Source organism: Hymenobacter ruber (assembly GCF_054783255.1).
This window is the reverse complement of sequence record NZ_BAAGQX010000004.1, coordinates 2,447,116-2,464,665: the sequence shown is the minus strand read 5'-3', so window position 1 is coordinate 2,464,665 and position 17,550 is coordinate 2,447,116. Positions and strand designations below refer to the sequence as shown.

Below are 17,550 nucleotides of genomic sequence, written 5' to 3'. Positions count from 1 at the left end.
TAAAGCAAAAAGTCCGCCGCTGAATTCAGCGGCGGACTTTTTCGTGTCCGGTCCAATGCTATTTCTTCGTCACACGCACATCTACGCGGCGGTTTTGGGCGCGGCCTTCGGGGGTGTCGTTGCTGGCGATGGGGTGGGCATCGCCGTAGCCTTCGGCGGCGATGCGGCCGCCGTCGATGCCATTGCCGACAACGGCGTCGCGGGCAATTTTGGCACGGTCGGCGCTCAGAGCCATGTTCATGGCGGCCTTCCCTTTGTTATCGGTATAACCACCGAATTTCAGGGTGGCGTTCGGGAAGGCTTTGAGGATGGCGGCCACGTTCTTTAGCTGGGCCTGCGACTCGGCGGTGAGCGTCGATTTTCCGGTGTTGAAGTACACGCGGTCGAGGCTCATCCAGCCCTGGGTTTTGTCGTCGCTCACGGTCTGATTTTTGTCGTTGAGGAAGTTGAACAGGCGCGATTCGAACGAGTTGCTGCCTACGTTCAGCACGGTGCCGTCGGGCAATTTTACCTCGGTGTTGGCCCCCGTGTCGTAGATGTAATTGCCACTGGCTTCGTCGTAGCGGCCGGTGGGCGCGGCAGGAGCGGGAGCAGGGGCCGGCGCAGCGGCCGTCATCGTGGTGTCCGTGGTGGTGGTGGTCGCAACGGGCTCGGTGGTTTCCGGCGTTTTGTTGCAGCTGCGCATGAAGTAGAACAAGCCCGCCAGCACGGCCAGGGCGAGCAGCAGCCACGGCCAACGGCTGGGCGAGCTGGCCACCGATTCCACGTCGCGCACGGCGCTGCGGCCGGCTTCGCCGGTGCGGTTGGCCGCCGCCGATACCGTGTTGCCGAACGTATTGGCTGCTGCGCTGGCTGTGTTGCCGATGCCAGCGGCCACCGAGCCGAGGCCCAGACCGGAAAGCATGGTGCCCAGCCCACCCGGCAGGCCCCCTAGCGCCCCCACGATGTTGCTGCGCTGGCTGCTGAGGTAGCTGCCGAAGCCGTTGGCGTCCAGGTTGTTTTCGGCGGCGTGCTTGCCCAGCAGGCCCAGCGCCACCGGCACGGCCATGCCCAGCAGGCTGCTGGTGGTCGATTCGCGCACGCCGGCTTGCTGGCTCACGCCCTCCACGGCAGCGGTGTAGTGCGTGCCGAGCACGGAGCGCAACAGCTCGGCACCCTTGTTCAGTAAGCCGCCATCGCTGGCCGGCGCGGTGGTGTGCACGCTGCTGGTGCCGCCCAGCAGGCTGCCCAGGTTGCTGAGAATGCCGTTGCTGTGCGCCTGATTTGCCATACCAAACAACTCGGCGGTACCGCCGGGCTGTTGCGAACGGGCAAACAGCCCGCCTAGGGCTAGCGGAACAATGCTGCGCAAAGCGGTGCCAATACTGCTTTCGCTCTCTCCCAACGCCGTACTCGCCTGGCGCACGGTAGCGCCTCCGAAGTAATTCTGAACTAGTTCAAGCAGGTTCTGGCTCATGTGGATGGGGGTGAAAAGTGAGAGGATGGGTTTGGGAACAGCTGAGTTTCCTCGCTTTCTTGAATTAAATATAGTTGTTTTTGTATAAATATAGGCTGTGCACTATGTTGGCACTTAATAGTTTTCTGATAGATAGGTATTCGTTTAACTATCTGTAAGGGCTTATTAAGGCCAGGTTACGCGGGTGTCAAAGCCAAAGAGCCTGCCGCTTCATCAGCGGCAGGCTCTTTGGCTTTTTTAATTAACTACCCCAGCACGTGTTCGGCTAATACTTTTTGCAGGTCATAAATATTTACCTGTTTATTGAATTTGCGTGTCACGCTGGGAAGAGCTTCGCTTGACACCCAGATTTTTAATTCTGCATCAAGGTCCATATGCCCGGCGGTTTCGATGGCGAAGCGGGAAATACTTTTATAAAGCACCGAGAGGTATTCTACTTTCTTACCCGTTAATCCTTGCTTATCAACTAATATGAGGCGTTTGTTTGTGAAAATAAATACATCCCGCATTAGCTTGAAGCCAATTTCAATGACCTCGCCATTGGCGAGCAAAACGCCATATTCCGTATTTAACTCGGCTGGCTGTGCAACCCCGGCGTTGCCTAGAATAACAGAAAAAAAACCCATGATTTTTGGTTATTAAAGTGAGTTTCAAATGTAGCTCACTACCATTAGGGTTTACGCCATTTCCAGTTCCCGTTCCTTCACCGTGCCCACGGCTTCGAAGGCCTGGCTCAAGTCCAGCATCAAGTCCTGCGGGTCTTCGACGCCGATGCTGAGGCGAATCATTTGGGGGGTGATGCCCATTTCGGCTTGCTCGGGCACCGAGATGTCGGAGTGCGTCATGGTGCCGGGGTGCTCGGCGAGGCTTTCGGTGCCGCCGAGGCTCACGGCCAGCTTGATTAATTTCAGGGCGTTGAGGAAGCGAAAGGCTTCGGCCTCACCGCCTTTGATGTCGAAGGAAATCATGGAGCCGGGCGAGAGGCAGTGGCGGCGGTAGATGTCCTGCTGGGCGGGGCAGTGCTCCAGGTGCGTGAGGTAGTAGGTGCGCGCCACCAGCGGATGGGCGCGCAGCCAGTCGGCGATGGTTTGGGCGGACTGGGCGGCGCGCTCCATGCGCAGCTTCAGGGTTTCGAGGGAGCGCATGAGCATCCAGCCGGTGTTGGGGTCGCACATGGTGCCCATGAAGGTGCGCATGGCTTTGATTTCCTTCATGAGGGGCTTGCTGGCCAGGGCCGCGCCCGCAATGAGGTCGGAATGCCCGCCCAGAAACTTGGTGGCCGAGTAGAGCACCACGTCGGCCCCGTGTTTGAGGGGATGCTGAAATACCGGCCCGAGGAAGGTGTTATCGGCCACCAGCCGGATGGGGTTTTCGGGGGTGCTGTGCTGACGGGCCAGGGCGGCGCAGGCTTCCAGGTCGACGAGGTGGTTGGTGGGGTTGGCGGGCGTTTCCACGAAAATCATGGCCAGGCGGCCTTGCTCAATGCCGGCCACCTGGGCCGTGAGCTCCTCCGGGGTGGCGGTGGGGCGGAAGCCCACGGCGGTGATGCCGAACTTGGGCAGCACGTTTTTGAGGAAGAAATCGGAGCCGCCGTACACGGGCTCGGAGTGCAGCACTACGTCGCCGGGCTTCAGCAGGGCCAGCAGCGTGGTGCTGATGGCGGCCATGCCACTGGCGAAGCTGGCCGCTTCCTCGGCCCCGTCCCAGAGGGTGAGGCGGTGCTCCAGGATTTCCAGGCTGGGGTTGTTGAGGCGGGAGTAGATGAGGCCCATCTCCTCGTCGGGGTTGGCTTGGCGCAGGCCGTAGGCCAGCTCGAAGAAGGCCTTGCCCTCCTCGGCGCTGTTGAAGACGAAGGTGGAGGTTTGGAAAATGGGCGGCTTGATGGCTCCCTCGCTCCAGGCGGGGGTGTAGCCGTAGCTCATCATAAGACTTTCGGGGCGCAGTTGTTGGCCGCCGATGTGGGCGTGGTCGTGAAGGGTGGGCATGAAGTGGGTGTTGGGTGGGATGGGGGAAATGTGGGACGAAGGTAGGATTTTGTTTTGAGGACGGGCCACAAAAAGCCCCGCCGCGGGAGAGCGACGGGGCGTAGGGGCAGATGGTGCGAGGCAACTTCACTGCGGCCTTATATTTCCGCACTTCGCAAACGATTTTATTTATTTTTGAAGTATTGGGCTCACTTTATCGTTGCCAAATAAAGCGTTGATTCGAGGTTGGACAGCCCAGATACCGATTGGGAAAAACCAAATTATAAAAATCTCGCCGAGGTAATCCGCGAATACTACCGGGCGTTGCAGCTCCGCCGCTTTTAAAGACTTTGCGTTAAAATAAATACAGTAAAAAATGCCGGCCATCGACAATAGATGAATCGGTGCGATAACTACGAGGACTGATGCTGTCAGCCCATTCGTAGCACCAAGCGGTATGCCGAGCATGTCGGCTATGATTAATGAGATGTAGACAACTGGGATGAATATGGCTACTTTAAAGCGAGTTTTATTCATCGGCACGGTAGGGGGAAGCTTTTGTTGTAAACCGGTAGCTAAGGCATAAAGCCAACCAAAAAAAAGGCCTACAAATAATAGTAACATGGCTGCGAATACCCGAAAGGAGAAGTAGTCGCCCGATGCATGCGTGCTAATAGTAGCAAAGTCAGCAATAAGAACGGGGGTAAATAATAACGTGAAAAGCTGCCAGTGCTTAAGTGTTAATAACAATTTCATTATCGAATGTGTGGTCAGGATAAGAATTTCGGTGCTACCTCAGTTTCACAAATAGCCGCATAGCAAGTTTTTCAAAGATATGCCCACCCCCATCCCCAAAAAGCTCCTGGTCCGCCAGCACGAAATCACCGCCGATTTCCTGCGCGAAGTGGACCGTCACCTGGCCGACATCGTGGCCGGCCGGGCCACCGAAATGTTCGAAATCCGCGACCTGGCCGGCGTGCTCCGCATTCACCCCACGCACCTGAGCAACACCATCAAGCTGGCCACCGGGCATGCGCCGTGCTACTTCTTCGAGGCCCGCATCATGGACGTAGCGCGGGAATTGCTGCGCGACCCCGCCCGCCCGGTGGCCGCCATCGCCGCCAACCTCACCTACGACCCCTCCAATTTCACCAAGTTCTTCAAGCGCTTCCAAGGCTGCACGCCCAAGCAGTACCGCGAGCAGTTGTGGGCCGCCGAGACTGTCATCCTGAGCGCAGCGACGGACCTTATCACTGCTGAACAGCCTGCTCTGACGTGATAAGGTCCTTCGCTGCGCTCAGGATGACAGCTGATAATACTGAACTACTCACCATAAACCCCGCCGCCCCGGGCCGGACCTTTGCCTCATCATTCACCCCAACCAATTCGTAAGATGAGCACCTCCAAAATCGCCCTCGTCACCGGCGGCAGCCGTGGCCTGGGCAAGAACATGGCCCTGAACCTGGCCCAAAAAGGCCTCGACGTACTCCTGACCTACCACAGCCAGCGGGCCGAAGCCGAAAGCGTGGTGGCCGAAATTCAGGCCCAAGGCCGCAAGGCCGCCGCCCTGCAGCTCGACGCCTCCAACGTGAGCAGCTTCGCCGCCTTCTTCGGGCAAGTAAAGAAGACGCTGAAGGAAACATTCGGGGCCGAGAAGTTCGATTTTCTCATCAACAACGCCGGCACGGGCCTCTACCAAGCATTTGCCGAAACCACCGAGCAGCAGTTCGACGACATTCTGAACATCCACTTCAAAGGGCCGTTCTTCCTCACCCAGCAGGCCCTGCCGCTGATGAACGACGGCGGCGGCATCGTCAACATCTCGTCGGGCCTCACGCGCATTGTCATGCCCGGCTCGTCCACCTACGGCAGCGCCAAAACGGCCATCGAAAGCCTCACGCGCTACCAGGCCAAGGAGCTGGGCGCGCGCCGCATCCGCGTGAACGTGGTGGCCCCCGGTGCCATCGAAACCGATTTTGGCGGCGGCCGCACCCGCGACAACAAGGAAATCAACGCCCACATCGCCAGCCTCACCGCCCTGGGCCGGGTGGGCCTGCCCACCGACGTGGGCCCCGTGGTGGCCTTCCTCTGCACCGACGAAGCCGGCTGGGTGAACGGCCAGCGCCTCGAAGTATCGGGTGGGCAAGCCATCTAAGGGGGTAGAACGCTGTTGAGCAACACAAAAAAAGCCTTCCCGCTGCGCAGCGGGAAGGCTTTTTTTGTGTTTTTGAGGTCTTGAGTCGCGCTATTTTCCGGCCACTTTCCGCGTCCGATAAGAATCGACCTGCTGCCGCAGCACGGCCAGCAGGGAGCCGTAGCGCTGGCGGGCTTCCTGGGTGCTTTCCAGCCGTTGCAGGCGGGAATTAATCAACTCCGAGAAGTCTTCGACGGAGTACGAACGTTTCGGCGCGGTGGACACGGACTGAAAACAAAGAGGAACCGGGCAGTATAGCGGGGGGCTACGGCATATACGGAGCCACTCAAACTTAAGACTTAAAACCGGAACAAAGGCCGGGCCGGGTTCCAGATGCCCCACGGAATCATGAGCAGCACCAGCACCAGCGCCACGCCGAAATAGAGCAGGGCTTTGCGGTGCTTTTGGGTGCTGTCGCTGGTTTTCTTCACGGCGATGCGGCCCACCTGGGCCACAATGGCGGCCAGAATCATCACTATCACGTGCTCCATGCCGAAGAAGCGGACGGTGGCATCCTTCATGGCGCCGGCCTGCTTCATGGCGTTCAGGCCCACGGGGCTGAGGCCGAAATACAGGCCCATGCCAATGATTACCTGCAACCACATAAAGCCGGAGAAGGCGGCGCTCATGCCGTTGTCGGCACTCACAAAGGGGCGGCGGCCGGTATAGCCCGCGTAGGCGCGGAACACGGCAATGAGGCCGAAGATGAGCACGAACCAGCGGGACCAGGAGTGCAGAACGAGAAGCGTTTGGTACATAAAAAGGGGAAGAGGTGAGCAGAGAATTTTGCTTGCAAAAGCGGCTTATGCGGTGGCCAGGGCCAGCTTTTTCTTGTCGCGGTGCACCACGAACATAACCACGAACAGCGACACGTAGGGCAGGGCGCACCCAATGCCAAACCACCGCCAGAACGAGCGGCCGTGGTTGTACGCCATAAACGCCGTCATAATCGGCATGAAAAACAGCGGCGTCAGAATAACAATAAGGGCCTCAATCATTGAATAAACGGAGCTGAATAGCGCCGCAAAGGTAGGGCCGCCAGCCGTGCGGTCAACCCGGGCGCGGGCCGCGCGGCTAGAGCTGCTCGGGCCAGCGGTGAGGCGGCAGCTGTTGCCGGGCGGCTTTTTCTTCCCGGTATTTGTCGCGCATGGCCATGAAGAGTGCGATAAATACCGACACAAACGGCAGTAGCAGCCCCAGCCCAAACCATCGCCAGAACGACCGGCCGTAGTTGTAAGCAATGTAGCCGGTGATGGGCGCGAAGACGAGCAGCGAAACTCCGAAAATGAGCAGCAGGCGAAGGAAGAACACGGGAATTGAGGGGAATGGGATTGAATGTGTCATGCAGAGCGCAGCGAAGCATCTTTACCGCACGCACAATTAATCCAATCGAGAGGATTTAGTTGCACGGTAAAGATGCTTCGCTGCGCTCTGCATGACATTGTAATTAATTTCAAAAACGGAGCGCTACCGCACCTTGCCGCGCTTTACCAAATAGGCATACAGCACTTTCTCGAACGGCTCGCGCACGTCCACGGGCACGAAATCGATGCGCAGCTGGCCGCAGCGCTGGGCCAGTTCCTGCTCGTAGGTGGTCATGGCGGCCTGGTACTGCTCCTTCACCTGCGAAGGCTGAAGCTTGATTTCGAGGCCGGTTTCCACGTCTTCGAAGATGTAGGGCCGCTCAGAAAACTCGAAATTGGCCTCCGTGGCGCGGTCGAGGACGTGGAAGAGCAGCACTTCGTGGTGCTGGTGCTTGAGGTGCTGGAGGGCGGCCAGGGCAGCTTCCTGCTCGTCGGCCCCGCGCCCCAGCATGTCCGAAAACAGGATGACAAGCGAGCGTTTCGGAATCTGCTGGGCAATGGCGTGGATGGTGCCGGCCACGTCGGTGCCGCGGCCGGTTTTGGGCGCGGGCGGGCGCTCCAGCAGCTGTTGCAGGGCCAGCAGCAGCGTGTGCCGGTGGGTGCTGGTGGAGCGCACCGGCGTTTGCAGCTCAATGGTATCGGCGAAGGTGACGAGGCCCACGGCATCGCGCTGGCGGGTGAGCAGCGTAGTGAGCGCAGCAGCGGCCAGAATGCTGAATTTGAGCTTGTCGAACCCCGGCGCGGGGTAGTACATGCTGGAGCTCACGTCGAGCAGCAGGTGGGCGCGCAGGTTGGTTTCCTCCTCATAGCGCTTCACAAACAGCTTGTCGGTGCGGGCAAATACCTTCCAGTCGATGTGGCGCGTGCTCTCGCCGGGATTATACAGGCGGTGCTCCGAAAACTCCACCGAAAAGCCGTGGTAGGGCGACTGGTGCAGGCCGGTGATGAACCCATCGACCAGCTGACGGGCCAGAAACTCAATGTTCTCAAAGGAGCGGATAGCGGCGAGGTCGAGGGGCATGGGCGGTGGAAGAGGGCTTTTTGACGCTGTAAAGAACGTCATGCTGCGCGCAGCGCAGCATGACGTTCTTTACCATTGGTTAGTTCAACACCAACGCTACCCCCGGCGTTTATCTTTGCCGCAACTTTCGTAAGTTAGTCCCTTCAACCAACCGACCGATTCTATTTCCCACTCATACCCCACCCAATTCCAGTGGACGACCGTCACGACCAGGAAGAAATTTATTCCCAACGCATTAAAGCCGGCAAGCGCACGTACTTCTTCGACGTGAAAGCCACCCGCGGCCAGGATTACTACCTGACCATCACCGAGAGCAAACGCCGCCAGAACGGTGACGACTCCGTCTCATACGAAAAACACAAGATTTTCCTTTATAAGGAAGATTTCCTCAAGTTTGTGGATGCCCTGCAGGATGCCGTGGACTACGTGCGCGAGGAGCTGCTGAGCCCCGAAGAAGTGGCCGAGCTCGACCGCCCCCGCGACTACGACGACCGCGACCAACCCCGCCGCGAGTTCGAGCGCCCCGCCTTCGACCCCAACCGCAGCGACGACGCGTATTAGGGCTTTTGAATAAGCAGAATGCCCGTCATGCAGAGCGCAGCGAAGCATCTTTACCTCAATAGTAAACCAATCAACCGGAGTTAGTATCGAGGTAAAGATGCTTTGCTGCGCTCTGCATGACAGATGCCCCCAAAACGGCGCGAATGGATTCTAATCCGTTCGCGCCGTTTTGCGTGGCTACAAGCCGTACCTTTGCGGCCGAATTGCCTGCAATTCACTCAATCACTTCGTCACTCATTCACTCCCAACTATGGGCCTCCGCTGCGGTATCGTCGGCTTGCCGAACGTCGGTAAATCCACCCTTTTCAACGCGCTTTCGAACGCCAAGGCCGAATCGGCCAACTACCCGTTCTGCACCATCGAGCCCAACGTGGGCGTTATCACCGTGCCCGATGAGCGCCTCCAGATTCTGGAAGCCCTCGTGAACCCCAAGCGCGTGCTGCCCACCATCATCGAGTTTGTCGACATCGCCGGCCTCGTGAAAGGTGCCAGCAAGGGCGAAGGCCTGGGCAATAAATTCCTGGCCAACATCCGCGAGGTAGACGCCATCATCCACGTGGTGCGCTGCTTCGACGACCCCAATATCGTGCACGTAGCCGGCGGCGTGGACCCCGTTTTTGATAAGGACGTTATCGACACCGAGCTGCAGCTAAAAGACTTGGAAAGTGTCGAGAAGAAGTTGCAGAAGTCGGAGCGCAGCGCCAAGGCCGGCGACGCCGTGGCCAAGAAGGAAGTAGTATCGCTGCAGAAATTCAAGGCGGCCCTGGAAGGCGGCCAGAATGCCCGCGCCGTGGACGCTTCGGCCGACGACCTCGAAGCCGTGGCCGATTTGCAGCTGCTCACCATCAAGCCCGTGATTTACGTGGCCAACGTGGACGAAGCCAGCATTGCTAGCAACGGCAACAACCACGTCACCGCCCTGCGCGAGCACGTGAAAGCCGAAGGTGCCCAGGTGGTGCTGGTATCGGCCGCCATCGAAGCCCAGATTGCCGACATGGAAGACCCCGAGGAAAAAGAAATGTTCTTGGGCGAGTACGGCCTCACCGAGTCAGGCCTGAACAAGCTTATCCGCGCCAGCTACGAGCTGCTGAACCTGATTACCTACTTCACCGCCGGCGTGCAGGAAGTACGCGCCTGGACCATTCATCGCGGCGACAAAGCCCCCGCTGCGGCCGGCGTTATTCACTCCGATTTCGAGAAAGGCTTCATCCGCGCCGAGGTTATCAAGCTGCCGGATTACCAGGAATACAAGACCGAAGTGAAAATCAAGGAAGCCGGCAAAATGGCTGTGGAAGGCAAGGAATACGTGGTGCAGGACGGCGACATCATGCACTTCCGCTTCAATGTGTAACTGCAGATTCAATAGTTTTTAGTGTTACTTTATAGCCCCGGCCTGTATTGGTTGGGGCTATTTGTTTTCTGAATTCAATGCGCTTCACATGAGAACAGATGTGCTGATTATATTACTTACCGTCTGTGCATTCCCAGTGACTGGCCAGAAATCCCGGCCTGTAATCAATAAAACAATACCACAGAAACAAATACTCATAATTTCTTACTGCGCGTGTACCGATGGCGGCGATTTTACTGCTGACAGCGGTGAGGTAATTGTGCCTGAACAATTTCGGCAATCTTACATTGACGCACGCAGCAAATACGCGAAGCTATATGGAACGACGCGGGAGCAGATTGCCAAACGCGCAATACTAAGCGGCTATAGAGTGTCAGCGTTGCGTGCGGCAACTTCAGCCGCTTGGGATTCATTATTTACTCCTCCTAAGCGTAACAGTCAAAATCCTGTTTCCAAAGATGAAGACAGCGCTATCCAAGGCAGCTATTGGCGCAGAAGATATCGAATTATTGGTGCCGTGATAGGCATGGATGGCCCTTATCCGGTATTCAAAATTCAAAAGGCCGTTCGGATTGCAGATGTGAATTACGAAGAGAAATAATTTCAATCGAAAAATAGCCACCGAAACGCAAAGAAGCCACTCATTTGAGTGGCTTCTTTGCGTTTCACTACAACATAATATAAATAAAGGAGGCTTATTTACCCACCACTTTATATAGCATACCTTTCGGCAGCTTATCGGTGGTTTTCATGCCGTTCACGATGGCCAGTTCCTCGTAGCGCTTCGACGGAACACCGGCCGATGCCAGGGCCGAGGCCAGCGTTTGGGTGCCGGTGGCGGTGCGGATGTGGATGTGCTCGGGCTGGCGGTTCAGCTTGTTAGCATCGGTGAGGCGGGCGTAGCCCTGGGCGGCCTGCTGAAACTGCGGCGCGTAGGTGCTGAACGAAGCCGGGGCGGCCAAGCCCACGAAGGCGTAGATGCTTTTGCCGTCCTGAATGAGCTGGGCCAGCACGTGAGCAGGCGTGCTGCTTTGGTCGGTGGCCTGCTGGTCGCCTTCAAACACAAGGGCGGGGAAGCCGTTGATGGTGGTTTTGCTGGCATTGGCCGAGGCCAGGCCGATGGCTTTGGCGAGGCTCTGACCGGCTTCATCCAGCGACGAGCCGCTGGCTCCGAGGAAGACCAGCAGGGCTTTGCCGTTGGGTTCGGCCATCTGGAATTTGTCGGGGGCGTTCTGCGATTTCCAGCCCGAGGGGATGGGGAAGCGGAACTTGAGGTCGGGGTGGTAGAACACGCCGCTTTCCACGAAGCCCTGGCGTGGGTCTTCGCCGAAGGTCAGGCCCTCGATGGAGCGCAGGTAGGCGTCGCGGTTCACGGCCAGCGTGCGGTTGCCTACGCTTTGCTTGGCCTGGGCGGCCAGTTGCTTCACGCGGGTGTAGCGGTCGGCCGAGTTGGGGTGAGTGCTCAGGAAGGTGGGGATGCTGCTGCCGCTCTGGGCTTCGGTGCGCTCCAGGGTCTGGAAGAAATCGGCCATGTGGCTGGCATCGTAGCCGATTTTGGTGGAGTATTTCACGCCCAGGCCGTCGGCTTCGTTCTCGTCGTCGCGGCCGTATTTCAGCATGCCCAGACCTACTACCTGCTGCGCCACGCCGCCCACCGACTGCATCACGCGCGGGGCCAGCACCGAACCCAGTATCATACCGATGCCGGCGATGGTGCTGCGCGTCTGCTGCTTTTTGCCGTGCTGGGCGGTGATGTGGCCGAGTTCGTGCCCGAGCACGCCGGAGAACTGGGCTTCGTCATTAAAATACGCCATGATGCCGCGCGTGAAGTACACGTGGCCGTCGGGCGTGGCGAAGGCGTTGATGATGGGCGAGTCGACGACGGTAAAACCGTAGTCGCCGGGGCGGTCAGAGATGGCCGTCATGGCTTTGCCCCGCGCCGTGATGAGGCTTTGCAGCTTGGCGTTATCATACAGGCCAAACTGGGCGATAACGGCCGGGTCGGGCTTGGCACCTTGCAGTGGGCGGGCGGTAGGAGTGGCCGCAGCGGGAGCAGTAGCCGGGCAGCGGGCGGCCCAATCGGTGATGGTGGACGAGCTGGCCAGCGGCAGTAGCAGCGACAGCAGCGCGCCGGTGCGCAGAGAAGGAAGAAGCGAAAGATTCATGGGAATAAATAAAGCGGAATTACCGGTGAAGGTCAGCGAATGGGCTTGCAACGGCGGCGGGGCAAATGCGGTTACGCCGCGCTACCGTCGGGCCTGATGGGGCCGGCGGCTGGCCGGCTGATGTGGCCGGCCGGGGCAAGTCCCGCCGGGGTTATGCCATTTTCCTGCCAGTTTGCAGCCAAACCAGTCACATTCACCTAAAACACACGCAATGCCCAGCAACATTGCGGCTGATTTTGCCCGTTTGTTTTCCGTTTTTGCAATGACTATTTCCCGTTCGTGGCCCGTGTGGCTGCCCGCTGCTTTTTTATTTCTGGCGTGCAGCCGTCAGCCCACCGCCAGCAGCGCCAGCCGGTTTGTGCCCGCGCCGCCGGTAGTCGACGGACTCGCTACGGAGTGGACCGACTCGCTCCACTACGACCCCACCAGCAAGCTGCAGTACCAAGTACTGAACAACGGCCGCGCGGTGTACCTGCGCCTCAAAGCCGCTGACCCCACCACCCAGGCCAAAATAGTGCGGCTGGGCCTCACGGTCTGGCTCGATACCACGGGGCGCAACCAGCACCAGTTCGGGGTGCATTTCCCGCTGGGCCAGTTAGGCGAGCGCACCCCGGCCGAAGGCCGCGACCAGCAACCCGACAACGGCGCCGAGGCTCCCGCCGACCGCCAGAATGCCCGGCGCGAGCGCATGACGCGCATGATTGCCAACATGCGCGAGATGGAGCTCCTCAACTACAAAGGCAGCAAGGAGCCCACCCTCACCGATGCCCAATCGCAGCTCGGCGTGAAGGCCGCCCTGGCCGTGGATGCGCAGGAAGACCTGATTTATGAGCTGGCCGTGCCGATGCGCCTGCTCTACCACAAGCTGCCCGCGCTGGCTACTGGCCAAAAAGCCGTAGTAGGCATCACGCTGGCCGGCGGCAAAATCGCCATGCCCGGCCAGGGTGGTGGGGGCGGTGGCGGAATGAGCGGTGGCGGGATGCGTGGCGGTGGTGGCGGAATGCGTGGCGGCGGAATGCGCGGAGGTGGTGGCGGGATGCGTGGTGGCGGTGGCTATGGCGGCGGCGGCGGAATGCGCGGCGGCGGGGGCTACGGCGGGGCACAAATGACCCCGATAACGCTGAAAACCAGCGTGCAGCTCAGCGCGAAGTAGCCACAGCGGCGCGCTGCCGACGCTATTGCCGGCTGTTCATGTCCACGGTTTTGTAGCCGATGAGCAGGTCGGCGCGGGTGCCGGGCGGGCGGTAGTACACCAGCAGGTCGTATTGGTTTTCGGTTTCGTAGTGCGTGCCCTCGAAGTAGACTTCGTTCGGGGCCTTGCCGGTAGCGCCGGCCACGGCAAAATCGTAGTTGTAGTAGCCTTGCTTGAGCAGGGCGTGGCCGGTGTAGAGCTGCTGGGCCTCGTCGTATTTCAGCTTGAACTCGTCCTTCAGTTGCCAGTCGGAGAGCGCGCCGAAGACGTAGACCGGGCCGGGCGCGGGCTGCGGGGCTTTCAGCTGAAACTCCACGTCGGCGTAGTCGGCATTGGTGGCGCCGCTGCCGTATTCGCGGCTCTCGAATACGCGCTGGCCGTTGGAATCCACGTACTGGTTGTAGGCCGTGAGGGCACGCGACACTTCGGGCTGGAGCTGCACCGTGGTCACGGGCGTGGCGCGCGGGTCCACGTGCAGCACGCCGATGCCCACCGTCTGGATGGAGCGCGTGTCGAAATACCGGTACTCACTCAGGCCGGGGAAGGCGTTTTCGAAGTTGAAATACTGGTACTCAAGCCGGCGCTCGGCATCGCGCACGAAAGTGGGATGCAGGTTGTATTTGGCATTGTCCCAGCGGAAATTCTGGCGCAGCACCACCTTCACTTCCACGGCGGGGTTCACCAAATCCACAGTGCCGTAGCCGATGCTGAAATCGAGCTGCTGCATAGTGAACCGCTCCTGCCCGCCAATGACGATGCCCGGGGCCAGGCCCACATTCACCTGGTTCTCATACACCAACAGCCGGCGCGACACCACCGGCACGCCGCCCTGGCTTTGCACCACCAGCAGGTAGTTGCCGCTCAGCTTCACCTGCGGGGCGCGCAGCCGGTAGTGGTAATACGGCACTTTGGTGCCCGTGCCCACCCGGTAATCGGTGATGAGATACTCGTTGATTTCGCTCAGAAACTGCATGTCCGTCAGCACCGAAGGCTGCCAGTCGGCATCGCAGTGAATGAGCTTGGCGGTGTAGCGCTGGCTTTGCTCGCCCAGCACGTCAAACTCCAATAGGATGCTTGGGCTTTGGCCCAGGGGCACCACCGGCGGCTGCAATACCTCGTTGGGCTGGCCGGTGTTCACGTAGCACTGCACGCTGCGCACGTCGGGCGCGTAGGTGTAGTCCTGGTAGCGCAGGGTGCGGTCGGCGTAGTATTCGGGGGGCTTCTGGGTGCCGGGCGTGGTGCTGGTGATGGGGGTGCCCAGCGGCACGCAGGCGGTGGCGAGGAGGAGGGAGGCAAGGGGAAGGAGACGCATGGGCCGAAAGTTACGGCTCAGCAATAATGATTCGCTCCGCAAGGCTGTACGCCATTCGGAACAGCACGGGCCACTGGAAGGCGTTATGCATAAAACCCGGCCCGACGTAGAGGCTGCTTAACAACCCATCAACTCGGGATGCAAACCTGATTTGGTTAACTTTTCAAACCAGTTTGTTGCTTTGCGTTGCCATCGGAGCACCCGCGACGCCTGAACCAGCTCAGCAGGCCGTTCCAATTGAATTACACTATAGGTTTCCCACACAAAAAAGCAACAGCCAAATGCGGGTGCACACACAAGAAACCCAAGCCAGCTTAACCCCAAAGACTGCGCTTCAGATTTTGAGAGAAGGCAACAGCCGGTTCGTGAATAACCTCAAGGCCAACCGCGACTTGCTCGAGCAGGCCGGGTACACGGCCGACGGTCAATTTCCGTTTGCCGTTATTCTGAGCTGCATTGATAGCCGGACTTCGGCCGAGCTGATTTTTGACCAGGGATTGGGGGATGTTTTCAGCGTGCGGATAGCCGGAAATATCATCAACGAAGATATTTTGGGCAGCATGGAATTTGCCTGCAAAATAGCCGGCTCAAAAATAATTGTGGTGCTGGGCCACACGAAATGCGGCGCGGTAAAAGGCGCCTGCGACCACGTGGAAATGGGCAACTTAACGGCCTTGCTGAATAAAATTCAGCCGGCGGTATTTGATGAGAAAACCGAGTCGGAAAATAGAACTTCCGCCAATGCGGCCTTCGTAGAAAAAGTGGCCATGATAAATGTGAGTAGAACAGTGCGGGGAATTCTGGAGCGCAGCCCGATTTTAAAGGAAATGATTGAGAATGGGGAAGTTGGAATTGTTGGCGGTATGCACGACATCGCCACGGGACGAGTTGCCTTCCTGGAAGAAGCGGGAACGTAATCCGATATTCGCGTCAGCCAGAATTTGCCGGCATAAACCAACTGCCTGAAATAAAAACGCCTCTCCGAAGCACGGTGCTTCAGGAGAGGCGTTTTTATTAATTGCTCCTTCTAATTACACTTCCGCCAGCATTTCCCAACGGTCGTTCAGTTGGGCCAATTCCTTTTTCACCTGCTCGAATTTCATCGTTGCGTCCTTCAACTGCGATGAATTCTCGTAGATTTTCGGGTCGGCCAATTGCTTTTCGTAGCCGGCTAACTCCTTTTCCAGCGTGTCGATTTTAGCCTCTACTTCGGCCAATTCTTTCAGCGCTTTTTTCTGGTCGGGCGAGGAGGTTTTAGCTGGGGCAGCGTCGGCTTTTTTCTCTTCCTTGGGCTGGGGCTTGGGGGCTGAGGGGCTGGGCAGGCCGGCCTTTTTGGCGGCCTTTTCGCGGTCCTCCATCCATTGCTCGTACTCGTTGTAGGTGCCGGGGTACTCCTTCAGCTGGAAATCCTCGATGTACCAGATTTTGGTGGCCACGTTTTCCACGAAGAATCGGTCGTGGCTAATCACGATGAACGTGCCTTGGTACTGCTCCAGGGCCTGAATCAGAATGTTTACCGACACCATGTCCAGGTGGTTGGTCGGTTCGTCAAGGAGCAGGAAGTTGGCTTCCGAAATCAGGGTTTTGGCCAGGGCCACGCGGCTTTTCTCGCCACCCGAGAGGACTTTGATTTTCTTGAAAACCTCCTCGCCCGTGAACAGGAACGAGCCCAGTACCGAGCGCAATTCCATGTCGTTGCGCTTCGAGCCGGCCTCGCTCATCTCCTGCAAAATCTCGTTGTCGAGCGTTAAGCTCTCGAGTTGGTGCTGGGCGTAGAACGACATAATCACGTTGTGGCCCAGTTGGTGCTTGCCGGCCGTAGGCGCTTCGGTACCCGCCACGAGGCGCATGAGCGTCGATTTGCCCTTGCCGTTGGCCCCGATTAGCGCGATTTTGTCGCCCCGCTCGATGTGTACGTTGGTATCGCGGAAAATCAGCTTCTGGTCGTACTTCTTCGTCACGTGCTCCATGCGGAGGATGTGGCGGCCGGGCTCCACTTTGAAGGTAAACTTCATGTTGATTTTGGCCGCGTCCTGCGCCACGTCGTCGATGCGCTCCAGCTTGTCCAGGGCTTTCACGCGGCTCTGGGCCTGCTTGGCCTTGCTGGCCTTGGCTTTGAACCGCTCGATGAACCGCTCGGCCTGCCGAATCTGGGCCTGCTGGTTCTCAAAGGCGCCCTTCTGGATGAGGTTGCGTTCCTCTTTTTCCTCGAGGTAGTAGCTGTAGTTGCCGGCGTAGGGCACCAGCTTGCCGCCCAGCACTTCCACCGTAGTATTGGTGGTGCGGTCGAGGAAAGCCCGGTCGTGGCTCACGATGATAACCGCGCCCTCGTAGTCGGCCAGGTAGTTCTCAATCCACTTAATAGACGGCAAGTCCAGGTGGTTGGTCGGTTCGTCAAGGAGCAGGAGGGAAGGCTGCTGGAGCAGGATTTTGGCCAGCATCACGCGCATGCGCCAGCCACCCGAAAAGCTTTTCAACGGCTTGGCCAGCTCCTCGGTCGTGAAGCCCAGGCCTTCGAGGATTTCCTCGGCGCGGGCCTGCATGGTGTAGCCGCCCAGTGCCTCAAACCGCTCCTGCATGGTGGCCAGCTTGTCCACCAAATCATCGGAATAATCGGTTTCAAACAGCACCAGCAGGTCGTCGATTTTCTTCTGCAGTTCCAGCGCTTCCTCAAAGGCCTGCATGGCCACGTGCAGAATGCTCTCGTGCGTGTCGTAGCTCAGCAAATCCTGGTTCAGGAAGCCCAGGCTCACTTCCTTGCTCATCGAAATCGAGCCGCCGTCGGCTTTGTATTCGCCCACAAGCAGGCGCAGCAGCGTCGATTTGCCAGTACCGTTGAGGCCGATGAGGCCGATTTTATCCTTGGGCTTGATGTGCAGGCTGGCGTTGTCGTACAGCGTGCGGGAGCCGAAGTGGAAGTCGAGGTCGGAGATTGAAATCATGGGGTCGCGGGGTATTCAGGCGCAAAGG

The 17,550-nt window shown here is 58.7% G+C and carries 19 protein-coding genes; 7 read left to right on the top strand and 12 right to left on the bottom strand.

Translation table 11 applies throughout. The features are described from left to right. Positions 1–58: 58 nt before the first annotated feature. The 4 genes from ACYVM5_RS21160 to ACYVM5_RS21145 form a co-directional block, all read right to left on the bottom strand. Positions 59–1,456, bottom strand: coding sequence for a DUF937 domain-containing protein (locus ACYVM5_RS21160; RefSeq protein WP_460620072.1), 1,398 nt, complete (start codon positions 1,454–1,456; stop codon positions 59–61). A 245-nt stretch (positions 1,457–1,701) separates the two neighbouring features. After that, positions 1,702–2,082, bottom strand: a complete 381-nt coding sequence (locus tag ACYVM5_RS21155; RefSeq protein WP_460620071.1) for a PH domain-containing protein — start codon at positions 2,080–2,082, stop codon at positions 1,702–1,704. Between the two features lie 51 nt (positions 2,083–2,133). After that, positions 2,134–3,441, bottom strand: a complete 1,308-nt coding sequence (locus ACYVM5_RS21150) for a PLP-dependent aminotransferase family protein (RefSeq protein ID WP_460620070.1) — start codon at positions 3,439–3,441, stop codon at positions 2,134–2,136. Between the two features lie 168 nt (positions 3,442–3,609). Next, the gene (locus ACYVM5_RS21145; protein WP_460620069.1) at positions 3,610–4,176 is read right to left on the bottom strand and encodes a hypothetical protein; all 567 of its coding nucleotides are present in this window, start codon (positions 4,174–4,176) and stop codon (positions 3,610–3,612) included. Positions 4,177–4,255: 79 nt separating this feature from the next. On the opposite strand from ACYVM5_RS21145, the gene ACYVM5_RS21140 reads away from it, so the two are divergent. Further along, positions 4,256–4,699: a helix-turn-helix domain-containing protein gene (locus ACYVM5_RS21140; RefSeq protein ID WP_460620068.1), complete on the top strand. Its 444-nt coding sequence runs from the start codon at positions 4,256–4,258 to the stop codon at positions 4,697–4,699. 114 nt (positions 4,700–4,813) lie between these two features. Continuing rightward, entirely contained in the window at positions 4,814–5,575 is a 762-nt protein-coding gene (locus ACYVM5_RS21135) for a Rossmann-fold NAD(P)-binding domain-containing protein (protein ID WP_460620067.1), read from the top strand. Between the two features lie 90 nt (positions 5,576–5,665). Here the strand turns inward: ACYVM5_RS21135 and ACYVM5_RS21130 are convergent, their stop codons facing one another. The 5 genes from ACYVM5_RS21130 to ACYVM5_RS21110 form a co-directional block, all read right to left on the bottom strand. Continuing rightward, a complete protein-coding gene (locus ACYVM5_RS21130) occupies positions 5,666–5,839 on the bottom strand; it encodes a hypothetical protein (RefSeq protein ID WP_460620066.1) in 174 nt (57 codons plus the stop codon). Between the two features lie 74 nt (positions 5,840–5,913). Further along, entirely contained in the window at positions 5,914–6,372 is a 459-nt protein-coding gene (locus ACYVM5_RS21125; RefSeq protein ID WP_460620065.1) for a hypothetical protein, read from the bottom strand. A gap of 45 nt (positions 6,373–6,417) precedes the next feature. Further along, a complete protein-coding gene (locus ACYVM5_RS21120; protein WP_460620064.1) occupies positions 6,418–6,612 on the bottom strand; it encodes a hypothetical protein in 195 nt (64 codons plus the stop codon). Positions 6,613–6,688: 76 nt separating this feature from the next. Continuing rightward, positions 6,689–6,925 (bottom strand): hypothetical protein, encoded by a 237-nt coding sequence (locus tag ACYVM5_RS21115; protein WP_198070204.1) that lies wholly within the window; start codon positions 6,923–6,925, stop codon positions 6,689–6,691. A 156-nt stretch (positions 6,926–7,081) separates the two neighbouring features. Continuing rightward, on the bottom strand, positions 7,082–7,999 hold the full coding sequence (locus ACYVM5_RS21110; RefSeq protein WP_460620063.1) for a DUF58 domain-containing protein: 918 nt from the start codon (positions 7,997–7,999) through the stop codon (positions 7,082–7,084). Positions 8,000–8,191: 192 nt separating this feature from the next. On the opposite strand from ACYVM5_RS21110, the gene ACYVM5_RS21105 reads away from it, so the two are divergent. The 3 genes from ACYVM5_RS21105 (at position 8,192) to ACYVM5_RS21095 (ending at position 10,512) form a co-directional block, all read left to right on the top strand. Beyond that, positions 8,192–8,560, top strand: a complete 369-nt coding sequence (locus ACYVM5_RS21105) for a DUF3276 family protein (RefSeq protein ID WP_460620062.1) — start codon at positions 8,192–8,194, stop codon at positions 8,558–8,560. A gap of 250 nt (positions 8,561–8,810) precedes the next feature. Further along, the gene (gene ychF / locus ACYVM5_RS21100; RefSeq protein WP_460620061.1) at positions 8,811–9,911 is read left to right on the top strand and encodes a redox-regulated ATPase YchF; all 1,101 of its coding nucleotides are present in this window, start codon (positions 8,811–8,813) and stop codon (positions 9,909–9,911) included. A 61-nt stretch (positions 9,912–9,972) separates the two neighbouring features. Continuing rightward, positions 9,973–10,512: a hypothetical protein gene (locus ACYVM5_RS21095; RefSeq protein ID WP_460620060.1), complete on the top strand. Its 540-nt coding sequence runs from the start codon at positions 9,973–9,975 to the stop codon at positions 10,510–10,512. Positions 10,513–10,606: 94 nt separating this feature from the next. Here ACYVM5_RS21095 and ACYVM5_RS21090 read toward each other — a convergent pair whose 3' ends face one another. Further along, the gene (locus tag ACYVM5_RS21090; protein WP_460620059.1) at positions 10,607–12,076 is read right to left on the bottom strand and encodes a M48 family metalloprotease; all 1,470 of its coding nucleotides are present in this window, start codon (positions 12,074–12,076) and stop codon (positions 10,607–10,609) included. A gap of 262 nt (positions 12,077–12,338) precedes the next feature. Here ACYVM5_RS21090 and ACYVM5_RS21085 point away from each other — a divergent pair, with 262 nt between their 5' ends. Next, positions 12,339–13,229, top strand: coding sequence for a hypothetical protein (locus ACYVM5_RS21085; protein WP_460620058.1), 891 nt, complete (start codon positions 12,339–12,341; stop codon positions 13,227–13,229). 22 nt (positions 13,230–13,251) lie between these two features. Here ACYVM5_RS21085 and ACYVM5_RS21080 read toward each other — a convergent pair whose 3' ends face one another. Further along, complete coding sequence (locus ACYVM5_RS21080) at positions 13,252–14,580, bottom strand: DUF5103 domain-containing protein (protein WP_460620057.1); 1,329 nt, start codon at positions 14,578–14,580, stop codon at positions 13,252–13,254. Between the two features lie 281 nt (positions 14,581–14,861). On the opposite strand from ACYVM5_RS21080, the gene ACYVM5_RS21075 reads away from it, so the two are divergent. Next, positions 14,862–15,497, top strand: a complete 636-nt coding sequence (locus ACYVM5_RS21075; protein WP_460620207.1) for a carbonic anhydrase — start codon at positions 14,862–14,864, stop codon at positions 15,495–15,497. A gap of 114 nt (positions 15,498–15,611) precedes the next feature. Here the strand turns inward: ACYVM5_RS21075 and ACYVM5_RS21070 are convergent, their stop codons facing one another. After that, entirely contained in the window at positions 15,612–17,522 is a 1,911-nt protein-coding gene (locus tag ACYVM5_RS21070) for an ABC-F family ATP-binding cassette domain-containing protein (protein WP_460620056.1), read from the bottom strand. Positions 17,523–17,550: the final 28 nt, after the last annotated feature.